Below are 13,219 nucleotides of genomic sequence, written 5' to 3' on the forward strand. Positions count from 1 at the left end.
ATGCGGGACTTAGTAGTTAAAGATAATGCCTTAATTAATGCGAGTTATAACTTAGACTTAGTAGAACAACGTTTGATCTTATTAGCTATCGTCGAAGCAAGAGATAGTGGTCGAGGAATCAATGCAAATGACCCCTTAGAAGTGCATGCTGAGAGTTATGTAAATCAATTTAATGTTGCAAGACAAACAGCTTACCAAGCGTTAAAAGATGCTTGTAAGGATCTATTTGTACGTCAATTTAGCTATCAAGAAATTAATAAAAGAGGAAATGTAGAGAATGTTTTAAGTCGCTGGGTGAGCGAGATTAGATATATCGATGATGAGGCTACAGTAAAGTTAATATTTGCCCCTGCAATCGTGCCACTTATTACACGTTTAGAAGAACAATTCACTAAATATGAGTTACAACAGATTAGTAATCTCAGCAGTGCTTATGCTGTGCGGTTGTATGAATTATTAATTGCTTGGCGTAGTACGGGTCAAACTCCAATTATCGAACTAGCAGAGTTCAGACAAAAAATAGGCGTTCTTGATGATGAATATACAAGAATGGGAAATTTCAAAGATCGAGTATTAAATCTAGCTATTGCCCAAATTAATGAACACACCGATATTAACGTCCAATGTCAGCAACATAAAAAGGGACGTAATATTTCTGGTTTTTCATTCAACTTTAAACTGAAAAAAGTCGTTATAGCTCATAACAAAGAGCAAACTGCTCTTGAGATTTTCTCAAAATTTACCGATGCACAGCGTCATCTTTTTGCCAGTAAACTGTCTGAGCTTCCAGAGATGAATAAATATTCTCAAGGTACTGAAAGCTACTCACAATTTGCAGTTCGAATTTCTGAAATGCTACGAGATCCACAAAAATTTGAAGAACTACTCCCATATCTAAAAAAAGTAGGCTTTAATACAAAATAAACTTCATGTTCAGATTGGATGTTCACATAAACATCCTTGTACACGTACTGAGGGATTCCATTGAACACAACAAAATTTAGCGTTATGGACGCAAGTAAAGCCTTTAAAAAATCACGTACAACAATATACGAGGCTTTAAAAAGTGGTGAATTATCAAGAGATCATGATGGACTTATAGACTTGTCTGAACTTATCAGAGTTTATGGCAATCCAGTCGGTGTTCAGTCCAGTGCACGTACTGAACAAGTTCAAAAGGATGTACAAGTACACGTTCAATCTGAAGTTGAAAATGTATTAAAAGATCAAATTTCTTTACTCAAAAATCAGTTAGAGTTAGCAAATCAAAGAGAAAAGTCTTTGATGCAACATATTGAAGATCTTACTCATAGAATTGAGTTTAAGGGCACCTTAGAACAGCCAAAACAAGAAAATATTAATCAACTAAATGAATCTACTAATTCGAATATAGCAACAGATCCTCGGCCACAGACTGAGTCAAACTATGACGGATTGACTACTCCTCAGAAAGACAATAAACGTATCCCTGTTCCAGAACACGTTGAGCCTGAACCTAAAAAAAGGGGTTTCCTGAGCCGTTTTTTCCTTCCTTATGGTTAGCCAGGACTCCAGTTTTTTGATGAGCCAATTTCAGTGCAAGCACATGAAATAATGACTCATCAAAAAACTGGATGAGGTTTATTAAAACTGAATAAACTTGTGGAACATTGCTTAAATAATAGGCGTGGAACGTGAAAAATCATAAAAAAAGCCCGAACAGGGATGCTCGGGCTATAAACTAGAAACTACAGCGTTGAATTATAAGGATAATTATACAGTATTTCGTATAAGGTGTATTATGTTAATTTTAGGAAATCTTAGTCTTTAGCTAACATAATCTTCAGTTGATATTACTTGAGCATATGCAAATTCAAAAGCGGCCATTAATGTTGCATGGACATGACCAGCAGGTACTTTAACGCCATTAAATTCCAAGTCTAGTGTTGCACAAGCATCATGTATCACTTTTACCTTATAACCAAAATCAGAAGCAGCACGAACAGCAGCATCAACACACATATGCGTCATAGCACCAATCACGACTAACTCAGTCACTTGATTGCTATCTAAAATTTCTTTGAGATTCGTGTTTAAGAACGCATTGATGTGATTTTTAATGATCACAGATTCATCTTCTTGCGGCTTAACTGTGTCCTGAAATTCAATACCATTTGAGCTAGGTTCAAATATAGGAGATTCAGCATCAGCAATATGTTGGACATGAATCACTTGAGTACCCTGTTGACGGGCTTTCGCAATTACTTTCACTGCATTAGCAGCAGCTTGTTCAATATTTACCAATGGTAATTTACCTGTAGGTAGATATTCATTTTGTAAGTCGATAACTAATAAAGCTGATTTTGACATACCTATTCCTTTACTTAACTAATATTTGTTTTGTTCTACTTATGTTTTAAAGAAGTGGAATGCTTCCACTTCTTTAAGTCACTTTAGAAAGAAAGCGTTTCACCATCGATAGGAATTAAAACCTTATCTTGGATTCCTTTGTCCTTTACGTAATCTGCAAGCTCAGCACGTGTTACCGACATGTGGTTAATTGCATCCATGTGAACAGCAACCACTTTAGCATTTGGTGCTTTCTGAGTTGCATGATAAGTATCTTCTTTGCCCATAATAATGGATTCTTTAAAGCCATCAACCAAGGCGTTACCTGTATTCAAGACAATCACATCAGGTTTAAATGTTTGAATCGCTTGATCAACTTCAGAACGCCAGATGGTATCTCCTGCCACATAAACAGTTTCATGGCCAGCAGCTTCAAATACCACACCCATTGCTTCACCTAATCCAGCTTTAAGCTTAGGAATACGGTACATGGCATCAGTACCGTGTTGACCACCAGTTTTAGTGAGCTTAATCCCTTCAAAGGTCGCTTGAGTTAATACACGAACATCTTTGAAGCCTTGTGACTGAATGATTTTCTGGTCTTCTTTATTCTGTACAAACAACGGCATGTTTTTCGGAATAGTCGCTTGTGCTGCATCATCCCAATGATCTAAATGGGTATGGGTCACGATTACCGCATCTACACCTTCTAAAATCGTTTCGGGCTTGATAGGCAAATCGACTAATGGGTTCCGTAAATAGCTACGATGAGTATCAGGAAAACCTTCATAGAATCCTTTTTTAGCAAACATTGGGTCAATTAAAAAAGTCGTATCAGCATAGGTTACTTTAATCGTTGCATTGCGAATTTCTTGTATATGCGTAACTTTAGAAGTATCTCGCTGAACCACCTTATCATTCGCATATAAATGGACTGAAGCCATTGCCAGAGAGAGTGCAATAACAGAGCTACTTAAAATTTTATTCATGTTCCAGATCCAATCATTTAGTCATACTCGAATCATGATAGGAAAAATTAAGCAATAAAATTGTCCTTAAGGACAATCATCGAAACTATTGGGACAACATGCTATATTTATTATTTTAGAGAGGTAGATTGAATGGCTATACCAGTGATTGGATTGTTCGTATATCCCAATATAAATCCATTTCACTTCTCTATCCCCCATATCATTTTCAATATCAAGATTGAAGATAAACGCTTATTTGATCTGAAAATTTTTTCTATAGATGGCCAGCCCGTAACAACAGAACAGTCTATGATAATTATCCCTGATGGTGGGGTCGAGCTCATTAAAGAGTCGGATCTTATTATTATTCCTGGGTGGGATGATTTTAATCACGAGCCTGAACAAGTACTTATCGATGCCCTAAATTGTGCATATCAGACTGGAATTAGAATTGTAGGGTTATGCTATGGAACTTATGCACTGGCATATGCTGGTTTACTTGACCATAAAAAAGCAGCTACGCACTGGATGGCTGAACAAGATTTCAGTGAGCGGTTTCCACAGGTTCAACTTGATCATGATGCCCTGTATGTAGAAGACCAAAGGATTGTAACCTCTGCTGGAACAGGTGCAGCATTAGACTGCTGCCTATATTTGGTACGAGAAATCTATAATGCACGAATTGCGAATAAAGTCTCTAGAGTAATGGTGATCCCGCCTCACCGTGAAGGTGGGCAAGCTCAGTTTATTGAACAGCCAGTCGCAGAATCGAGCCAAGATGCACAAATTAATGTATTACTTGATTTTTTAAGAAAGAATTTAGCTTTACAACATAATATTGAAAGCCTCGCTGAACGGACACATATGACACGCAGGACGTTCACACGGCATTTTAAGAAAGCGACAGGCATGACCCTAGTCGATTGGCTGAATACTGAAAGAATCAGATTAAGTTGTGAACTTTTAGAAACGACAAACTTGTCTATCGAAAAGATAACCGAGCTTTCAGGTTTTAATAATACCGTGTCATTTAGAAAAAATTTTCGTGAAAAATATGGCACCAGCCCTCAGGCATGGAGAAAAGCTTTTGGGATCATTAATGAAAATAATCCACCCATTTAACATAATGGGCGTTATACGAAACGCATATAAAAATAGTTTTATATTTCAAAAAGTTATGTTATAAAAAATCGGGGACGCAAACCCGAAAAGCCGACTTGGAAACAAGTCGGCTTTTTTTATGAGCAGTTTTGGAATGTTTTGCCAATAATTTTGACTAAAAATTACGCTTCTCAACTTGAGTGATACAATTTTGTGATACATTATTGTATATACAAATTTGAATGTTTTTTATGGAACAGTATTTTGAATGGGATGAGGCTAAGAATCGAAAGAATCAGAAAAAGCACGATGTCTCTTTCGAAACGGCAAGCCTTGTCTTTGATGATCCACTGAGGATCTCAATTCAGGACAGACATACCGATGGCGAAGAACGTTGGCAGACCATTGGAAAAGTGAAAGGCGTACTAATGCTCTTAGTAGCTCATACCATCTTTGATGAAGATGACTGTGAAATCATAAGAATCATTAGTGCAAGACAGGTCACTAAAGCGGAGCGCAATCAATATGAGCACGGTTAGATACTCACGCAAAGAACTAAATGAAAAATTTAGTGAGAAGCAAGATGCTGAAATTCAACGCTTGCTTGCTAAAGGCACGGTTCCTGATGATCAGCTAGATCTATCAGATATGCCTGAAATTACCGACTGGAGTAATGCTATTCGTCATGGGCAATTTTTTCGTCCAGTGAAGCAACAAACGTCAGTTCGTCTTGATGCGGATGTATTAGCATGGTTAAAAGCACAAGGAAAAGGTTATCAAACACGTATGAATAAAATTCTGCGTGAAGCAATGCTAAAAGATTTAAAAAATCATTAATAAAAATGGGAGCTTAGGCTCCCATTTTTAATTTCGTATAACGTGTATTATGCTAATTTTAGAAGAATTAAATAACTACTAAGTCGAATTCATTTGAATTAATAATTTTTTCTCCATAAAAATCCTAATTAAACTACTGTGTAGTGGCTAATCAAAAATTCATTAATATTATTAAGAAAATATTCCTGTAATTATTTAATATGGAAAACACTGAAAAACACAATAATAATCCATTTTTACGATTAACACTATAAAAATAAACGGTTTTATAGATCACTTAATATTTAGTACCTTAATCCTCGCAGGAAAGGTACTATTTTAAGAGACAGATTATGTTGAAACATTCGTTACTTATTGCAATGCTTGCAACAGTTACAGTGACTACACAAGCTGCAGCGTTAACTAAAGATAACGGTGCGCCTGTAGGGGATAACCAAAATTCAATCACTGCAGGTGAAAACGGTTCAGTTTTACTTCAAGATGTTCAATTGGTACAAAAACTACAACGTTTTGGCCGTGAGCGTATTCCTGAGCGTGTGGTTCACGCACGTGGTACAGGTGCATATGGTGAATTCGTAGCAACTAAAGACTTATCTGACCTGACGATTGCCTCTCTATTCAAGGCAGGTACAAAAACTCCAGTTTTTGTTCGTATGTCCACAGTAATTCATGGTAAAGGTTCACCAGAGACTTTACGTGACCCGCACGGTTTCGCAGTGAAGTTCTACACACAAGAAGGTAACTGGGATTTGGTCGGTAACCAGACACCGGTCTTCTTTATCCGTGATGCGATCAAGTTCCCGGACTTCATTCACGCCATGAAGCCAAGCCCGGTGACCAACGTACAAGATGCTAACCGTGTGTTTGATTTCCTGTCGAGCCAGCCATGGGCAACCAACATGCTGACGTATGTATACGGCAAGCAAGGTGTTCCAACCAGCTACCGCGAACAGGACGGTTTTGGTGTTCACGCTTACAAACTGTATAACGACAAAGGCGAATACAAGTACGTGAAATTCAACTTCCGCTCTAAACAAGGCGTGAAGGGCTTGAACGTGAAAGAAGCGGCTGAGCAGCAAGGTAAAGATTTCAACCACTTGACCAATGACCTTTATAACAACATCTATGCAGGTAACTTCCCGAAATGGGATCTGTACATTCAGGTGCTTGATCCTAAAGACCTGGGCAAGTTTGATTTCGATCCACTAGATCCAACTAAAATCTGGCCAACTGAGCTGGTTCCAGAAACTAAAGTCGGTACCTTGACCCTGAACCGTATGCCGAAGAACTTCTTCAACGAGACTGAACAGTCAGCATTTGCGCCAGGTAACCTGGTACCAGGAATCGAACCATCTGAAGACCGTCTGCTACAAGGCCGTATCTTCTCTTATTCAGATACACAAATGTACCGTTTGGGTGTGAACCATCAACAAATTCCTGTAAACCGTCCAGTGATTGATGTAAACAACAACAACCAAGATGGTTCAATGAATGTCAGTGAGCGTAATTCTGATGTGAACTACGAACCAAGCCGCAAAGAGCCCAAAGCTGCAACTGCGAAAGCACGTGCGCTACAAACGCCTCTATCTGGTTACGTACAACAAATTGGCGTGAAAGAGCAAAACTTTAAGCAAGCGGGTGATCTTTACCGTTCATACACTACGAAAGAAAAAGACGCTTTAATCATGAACTTGGCTGCGGATCTTGGCAGTGTTAAAGATTCAGAAACCAAACACATCATGTTGTCTTACTTCTATAAAGCAGATGCAGATTACGGTATGCGTATGACTAAAGCGGTTAACGGTGACATCTCAATCGTTAAAGCAAAAGCTGCAAAATTGAAAGACTAATTCTGGTTGGTTGATCAAATCGGTGACTAGCGATTAAGAGTCACCACCGAAAAGTCCTGTAAAACTCAAATCCTTTCCTGCAACCCTAGGGGAGTTTTACAGGAATTTTAGATTTCCAATATTTTGTCATAAGCAAACTTGAGGCCAATTGAAATGAAAGCAATCTTGAATAGCGTGATGATGTCTATTTCTAGCATTCTATTAATGACTCTGCTTACACTAGGAATAACTAAACTTCATGCCCAAGAAACAGTTCAAGTGGCTCAGCAACAAACGGTAAACTCCCAACAGGAATTAATCGATATCTTTTTTGCCGCAGCAAAAACTGGTAATCAAGAAGTTATTAATGAATTTTTAAAATACGGATTTCCAGTGAATGTCCGTAATAGTGCAGGTTATACGCCCTTAATCATGGCAGCTTATTATGGTCATCAAGATGCAGTCACTATATTACTAAAATATGGTGCCAATCGCTGCGCACGTGACAACAAGGGCAATACTGCCTTAATGGGTGCGATGTTTAAGCTTGAATGGGCCATTGTAAAACAGTTACGCCAAGTCGATTGTGATAGCAATGCCAATCAAACTGGACAAAAAACTGCAGCTGAATTTGCCAAAGTAATTGGTCAGGAAGAGAAATTTAAAAGCTTATTTCATGTTAAATAACTTCACTGACCGGTTTTTGAGTGGCATCCTCATGTCTAAGATACTGAGAGCAGTCCAAGGATGCCGGGGGTATTAATTATTTAAATTAAAGAAAACTTGGTAAACCTTTAGCAGGATCTGTTTCACGTGCCGCTTGAGCATCTGCTACAGTCATACCTAAGGCGTTAGCAACGCCTTGCCCATAAGCTGGATCGCAAGCATAACAGTTGCGGATATGACGGTATTTGATGAAATCTAGCGCATCACCCATCGCTGCGGCCGTGTTATTAAACAGGGCCTGTTTCTGCTCATCATTCATCAAATTGAACAGGGCACGTGGCTGGCTGAAGTAATCATTGTCATCTTCACGGAAGTCCCAGAAATCAGCATCACCGGTAATCTTTAATGCTGGTTCTTTAAACTGAGGTTGTTCCTGCCACTGGTTAAAACTGTTCGGTTCATAATGTGGCAATGAACCATAGTTGCCATCCATGCGGCCCTGACCATCACGACGATTAGAGTTTACAGGGCAGCGTGCAGCATTGACCGGAACCTGTGAATGATTTACACCAACACGGTAACGCGCTGCGTCGGCATAGTTCACTAAACGTGCCTGTAACATACGGTCCGGTGAGTAGCTGATGCCCGGTACAAGATTACTAGGTGCAAAGGCTGCCTGTTCTACATCCTGGAAATAGTTTTCCGGATTGCGGTTCAGCTCAAATTCACCGACTTCAATCAGTGGATAATCGCCCTTCGGCCAGACTTTGGTCAGGTCAAATGGATGATAAGGCACTGTTTCGGCTTCCAGTTCTGGCATGACTTGAACGTACATTTTCCATTTTGGATAGTCGCCACGTTCGATGGCATCAAACAGGTCGGTCTGGCTGCTTTCACGGTCTTTGGCAATCAAGTCTGCTGCTTCAGCATCGGTCAGGTTCTGGATGCCTTGCTGGGTACGCATATGGAATTTCACCCAGAAGCGTTCATTTTGGGCATTGATAAAACTGAAGGTATGGCTGCCAAAACCATGCATATGACGGTAGCCAGCAGGAATACCGCGATCCGACATCACAATGGTCACCTGATGCAAGGCTTCAGGCAATAATGTCCAGAAATCCCAGTTATTGGTGGCACTGCGCTTGTTGGTTTTCGGGTCACGTTTGACTGCTTTATTCAGGTCAGGGAACTTGCGGGCATCCCGTAGGAAAAATACCGGAGTATTGTTGCCAACTAGATCCCAGTTGCCTTCTTCAGTATAGAATTTCAGGGCAAAACCGCGAATATCACGTTCTGCATCGGCCGCACCACGTTCACCCGCCACCGTTGAGAAACGCGCAAACATTTCGGTTTTTTTGCCGACTTCAGAGAAAATTTTAGCGCGGCTATATTGGGTAATATCATTGGTCACGGTAAAGGTACCGAAAGCACCTGAACCTTTGGCATGCATACGACGCTCTGGAATCACTTCACGGACAAAGTTGGCCAGTTTTTCATTCAACCATAAATCCTGGGCAAGTAAAGGTCCACGCGCACCTGCCGTCATACTGTTCTGATTGTCGACCACAGGGGCACCAGCTTCAGTAGTCAGGTGGGTAACAGGACATTTTTTAGGGTCTTGACTCATACTATTAACTCCCGTTTCTTTTAATTTAAATTTCCTACAGAAATTTAAGATTTTCAATCCTATCTTACCCTTTACTTGCTTATTAAAATATTAAACTAAGGATATTTTTAAAAATTTATAGCCAACTGATTTAACATAAAATCTCTTATACGAAGTCAAAAAATTAGCCCCATACCCATATTGGATAGGAGCTATGTGGAAAAAAATATTGTGAATTTGATAAGAAAAACAGAACCCTCTAATTCTTCTTTTAGTTCTTTTTATAAGTAAGAATTAGAGAGCTAATTTTCTTCGCTGTGGCGTTTTATAGTTATTGTTCTGAGGCTGATTAAAGCATCTATTGATTAAATAATCACCACATTTTATTACAAACCCGACCACTGACTTATTGATTAGAGTGATTAATATCACACAATTAATTAAACTTAAAAATCACTATAATGAACTTATTTTTATTAATCATTTGAATAATCATTGGTTCTTTAAGATGGTTGGCATAACACTTATTATAAAATTACTAGTAATTTCTATAACTTATAGATTATTAATTCTGTGCTATCTATTATTTTTAGAAATAAATGTCCCTAACATGATCATGAAAGTACTACTCCCCCCTATTACTAAACTCATGAGTATTATTTCTATACTTAATATCTCTGTCCAATGACTATGGTTACTCCACGGAATATATACACCATGTCCAAATAAAAAATTTATAGCGCATAAGATAAGGAAGCTAATGAGAGTGGATATTATTAAGGTAACTATAAGATTTTTCCAAACTTTGCGTCCTACACACAATACGAATAATGTTAGGCATATCATTATAATTATTGAGATTACTAAAACAATATTCCAATATTCCATTTTTATTACTCATAATTTTTTTAATTAAACTTAATAAAATCTTATAGTTAATTTTTCCATATTTTTTTAATATAGAATTATTCTTATTGTTAAGCAATATCATTATGTTCCGTCATTATCACTATAATTCATAAAAAATGAGTTCTTTTCTAAATGATATCTTTAGGCTAGGTAAAAATAAAAAACCACACTTAAAAGTGTGGTCAATCTGGACAACGTCTCAGGTCTAAAAAGAAAAATATGGTTAATTTTCCTCTTCACAGTACTTAGTAAAGCAATGCTTTTTTGATCTTTTGATCTGTCTTATATTGCGATAAAGCATATACAGCCCAGATTGCGGCCGGGATCCACCCCAGAATCGTAATTTGAAGAAATAAACACATCATTCCTGCAAATGGACGACCTATCGTAAAAAACAGCACCCAGGGAAAAATCAAAGCAACCAAAAGTCTCATATTACGTTCCTGTTGATGCGTTATTTCAGGTAAATTAATTTTCATTGAAGGGGTAAATTAAACAATTTTCGATCACGTTCGTCTGTTAAATACTTATCCATTTGTGTAATTAATTTGGCTCTAGCTTGTTCATCACCTTCAGTAATTTTTAACATACAGGATCCGATTAAAATCTTACGTCTTGTATCATCCTTTCGTGCCTGGTCTTTCTCTTTGGCACGTTCTCTTGCCAGTGCTGCCTGTCGTTGAGCCTTAAGCTGTTTGAGCTTCTCTTCGTGTGCCTTAATCTTGCTGTCTAAATTTTCAGTAACGCTCATTCATCCAATACCATCATCCTGGGAAACCATGCCTAACATAAGCGCACTTGAATATGCATTCAAGGTGCTATATGTATAGTAATGTTTTCCTCGAAGAGCGCACTTATGCAAACTTCGTTTGCAAGTCCGATTGGGGAAACCCCAATACCCCGACAACCGTATCCACGGTTGTATTTCACTACATGAAAATTTAAAAGCGAAAAAAAGGCATGGCGATTTACCACTTTTCAGTCAAAACCGTAGCACGATCAGCAGGGCGTTCCGCCACTGCTGCAATCGCCTATCGGGCCGGTGAAAAGATTTATTGCGAACGTGAAGGCCGAGAACATGACTACAGCCGAAAAACTGGTGTGGAATACAAAGAAATTTATTTACCCAAAGGCGCACCAGAGCATTTAAAAAATCGGGAAAAACTCTGGAACGAAGTGGAACAACGGGAAACCCGAAAAAACTCGACAGTTGCCCGGGAATTTGAAATCGCTTTTCCAAGTGAATTAAATCAGGAACAACGCCTGGCCATGCTCGAAGAGCTATGCGCCAGTATCGTGGACAGACATCAGGTGGCCGTCGATGCCTGTATCCATGCACCGCATACTGGATCCGGCAGTGATGAACGCAATTATCACGCCCATATCCTGATGAGCACACGCAAGCTCACTCCCGAAGGTTTTACCGAGAAAACCCGGGAACTGGATCAGAAACACAGTGGAGAAATCGAATACTGGCGCGAACACTTTGCCGATATCTGCAATATGCACCTGGACATGGCCGGATACACCGCCCGAGTCGATCACCGCAGCTACAAGGACCAGGAGAATGGTCTAGAGGCTACCCTGCACGAAGGGCCGAAAGTCACCGAACTGCGCCGGAAAGGGATTAAGACCGAAATCAGCCGAAGCAATGATGAAATCAAACAGAGAAATCAGGCTCAACTGCAATACAGTAAAAATATGGATCTGCTGATTGCTGAAAATGAGATCAAACTCAATACACTAAAAACTGAACAGCAGATCCAAATCAAAAATAGTGCTAAAACGCCACCAATTGACGAAAAAGCCCTGTTTGAAGAAAAACAGAGAGAAACCCTTGGCAAAGTGCTAAATCGCGAAATCAGCGCAAAAGACGCGAATCTAGACCTAGAATTTATGCAGGATGTTTTTAAAAAGGCCGAAAACACCTTCGGCAAGATGCAAAAACATGAAAACGAGTTCAATCAGCAGCTTGCCCAGGACATCGTGAAGAGTCGACTCAAGCAAAGTCATGACAGATTGCAAAGCCTGGTCGATCAACACAACGAATTAACCCAGAACAAACCCTTACTGTTTGGAAAAAAAGCCTGGGAAGCCCAACGTGACGAGATTTATCAGGAACACAAAAAGCTGAAAGGTCAGCATGAACACCAGAAAAAACATGGTGTGAAGGATTTATTGGAAAATGAAAAGTTCAAAGAACATGCCTGGAAGCAGTACCAACAACAACATCCGGCCAAAGCCAAGCAATACCAAACTCTATACTCAACCTATCAAGTTATTAAGAAATGTGTGAATGAGATCAAAGCAGAACAACAGATGAAACTCAGACAACAACAACAGCTCAAAGCACAGCAACATGCGCCTAAAATGAAATCTCGTGGCATGAGTCGATAAACAGAGCGAGTGTCTACGAGCGAACTGAGAAAATTTGCTCTTTCCTTTCCCTGATTACAAGCTCCCTATCCATTAATCACCTACCCTACAGAGCATCCCGCATGGGTGCGAACTTTCCAAGTTTGATCCCTAAACCGAGCGTAGCGAGAAAAAAAGCTCATGAGCGAAGCGAATTCCGAGCTGCTTTTGCTTTTTCTAAAAGTCACGAAAATATTAACCAAAAATTGCCCCAACGAATCGAGCGAAAGCGAGATTCAATAGAGTTTGAGCGTAGCGAAAACCAAGGGCAATTTTTTACTCCCTGGGCTTTTAATTATTTTTAAGCTTTTAAATGCTTTTAGACATGCTCAAGACTTTGTAAATAAAGGCTTCTAGATCTTATATGACTACGTTTACCTACCAATATGACTACGTTTACCTACCAATATGACTACGTTTACCTACCAATATGACTACGTTTACCTACCAATAATCTACATTATTTTTTTTGTAGATTTAACTACGTTTACCTTGCATTAATCTGCATATTTATTATTATAGATTTATATTCATAAGTAATAATGTAGACAAATAAA

14 protein-coding genes are annotated in these 13,219 nt (G+C 39.0%); 9 read left to right on the top strand and 5 right to left on the bottom strand.

Annotation, left to right across the window (positions count from 1 at the left end):
• Window positions 1-924: a replication initiation protein RepM gene (repM, locus tag E5Y90_RS16955; RefSeq protein WP_005021644.1), complete on the top strand. Its 924-nt coding sequence runs from the start codon at window positions 1-3 to the stop codon at window positions 922-924.
• Between the two features lie 60 nt (window positions 925-984).
• Window positions 985-1,542 (top strand): plasmid replication DNA-binding protein, encoded by a 558-nt coding sequence (locus E5Y90_RS16960; RefSeq protein ID WP_227656918.1) that lies wholly within the window; start codon window positions 985-987, stop codon window positions 1,540-1,542.
• 264 nt (window positions 1,543-1,806) lie between these two features.
• Here E5Y90_RS16960 and E5Y90_RS16965 read toward each other — a convergent pair whose 3' ends face one another.
• Window positions 1,807-2,349 (bottom strand): cysteine hydrolase family protein, encoded by a 543-nt coding sequence (locus E5Y90_RS16965; protein ID WP_004637127.1) that lies wholly within the window; start codon window positions 2,347-2,349, stop codon window positions 1,807-1,809.
• Window positions 2,350-2,432: 83 nt separating this feature from the next.
• Window positions 2,433-3,317: an MBL fold metallo-hydrolase gene (locus E5Y90_RS16970; RefSeq protein WP_005176778.1), complete on the bottom strand. Its 885-nt coding sequence runs from the start codon at window positions 3,315-3,317 to the stop codon at window positions 2,433-2,435.
• A 132-nt stretch (window positions 3,318-3,449) separates the two neighbouring features.
• Between E5Y90_RS16970 and E5Y90_RS16975 the strand changes: the two genes are divergently transcribed.
• From E5Y90_RS16975 to E5Y90_RS16995, 5 genes are all read left to right on the top strand, one after another.
• Window positions 3,450-4,421: a GlxA family transcriptional regulator gene (locus E5Y90_RS16975; protein ID WP_174660704.1), complete on the top strand. Its 972-nt coding sequence runs from the start codon at window positions 3,450-3,452 to the stop codon at window positions 4,419-4,421.
• Between the two features lie 230 nt (window positions 4,422-4,651).
• Entirely contained in the window at window positions 4,652-4,939 is a 288-nt protein-coding gene (locus E5Y90_RS16980; RefSeq protein ID WP_151837470.1) for a BrnT family toxin, read from the top strand.
• Window positions 4,926-5,237 (top strand): BrnA antitoxin family protein, encoded by a 312-nt coding sequence (locus E5Y90_RS16985; RefSeq protein ID WP_174660705.1) that lies wholly within the window; start codon window positions 4,926-4,928, stop codon window positions 5,235-5,237. The genes E5Y90_RS16980 and E5Y90_RS16985 overlap by 14 nt, the downstream gene beginning before the upstream one ends.
• A gap of 332 nt (window positions 5,238-5,569) precedes the next feature.
• Window positions 5,570-7,087: a catalase gene (locus tag E5Y90_RS16990; RefSeq protein WP_174660706.1), complete on the top strand. Its 1,518-nt coding sequence runs from the start codon at window positions 5,570-5,572 to the stop codon at window positions 7,085-7,087.
• 153 nt (window positions 7,088-7,240) lie between these two features.
• Window positions 7,241-7,753 (top strand): ankyrin repeat domain-containing protein, encoded by a 513-nt coding sequence (locus E5Y90_RS16995; RefSeq protein ID WP_373688401.1) that lies wholly within the window; start codon window positions 7,241-7,243, stop codon window positions 7,751-7,753.
• 85 nt (window positions 7,754-7,838) lie between these two features.
• Here the strand turns inward: E5Y90_RS16995 and E5Y90_RS17000 are convergent, their stop codons facing one another.
• From E5Y90_RS17000 to E5Y90_RS17010, 3 genes are all read right to left on the bottom strand, one after another.
• A complete protein-coding gene (locus E5Y90_RS17000) occupies window positions 7,839-9,359 on the bottom strand; it encodes a catalase (RefSeq protein WP_043041729.1) in 1,521 nt (506 codons plus the stop codon).
• Window positions 9,360-10,492: 1,133 nt separating this feature from the next.
• Window positions 10,493-10,681, bottom strand: coding sequence for a YqaE/Pmp3 family membrane protein (locus E5Y90_RS17005; protein WP_174660710.1), 189 nt, complete (start codon window positions 10,679-10,681; stop codon window positions 10,493-10,495).
• Window positions 10,682-10,722: 41 nt separating this feature from the next.
• Window positions 10,723-10,998, bottom strand: a complete 276-nt coding sequence (locus tag E5Y90_RS17010; RefSeq protein ID WP_174660707.1) for a mobilization protein — start codon at window positions 10,996-10,998, stop codon at window positions 10,723-10,725.
• Between the two features lie 209 nt (window positions 10,999-11,207).
• Here E5Y90_RS17010 and mobQ point away from each other — a divergent pair, with 209 nt between their 5' ends.
• Window positions 11,208-12,644: a MobQ family relaxase gene (mobQ, locus tag E5Y90_RS17015; protein ID WP_174660708.1), complete on the top strand. Its 1,437-nt coding sequence runs from the start codon at window positions 11,208-11,210 to the stop codon at window positions 12,642-12,644.
• Between the two features lie 101 nt (window positions 12,645-12,745).
• The gene (locus E5Y90_RS17020; RefSeq protein WP_174660709.1) at window positions 12,746-12,967 is read left to right on the top strand and encodes a hypothetical protein; all 222 of its coding nucleotides are present in this window, start codon (window positions 12,746-12,748) and stop codon (window positions 12,965-12,967) included.
• Window positions 12,968-13,219 lie beyond the last annotated feature (252 nt).

Origin of the sequence: Acinetobacter sp. 10FS3-1, assembly GCF_013343215.1 — a bacterium.
GTDB classification, from domain to species: Bacteria; Pseudomonadota; Gammaproteobacteria; order Pseudomonadales; family Moraxellaceae; genus Acinetobacter; species Acinetobacter lwoffii_C.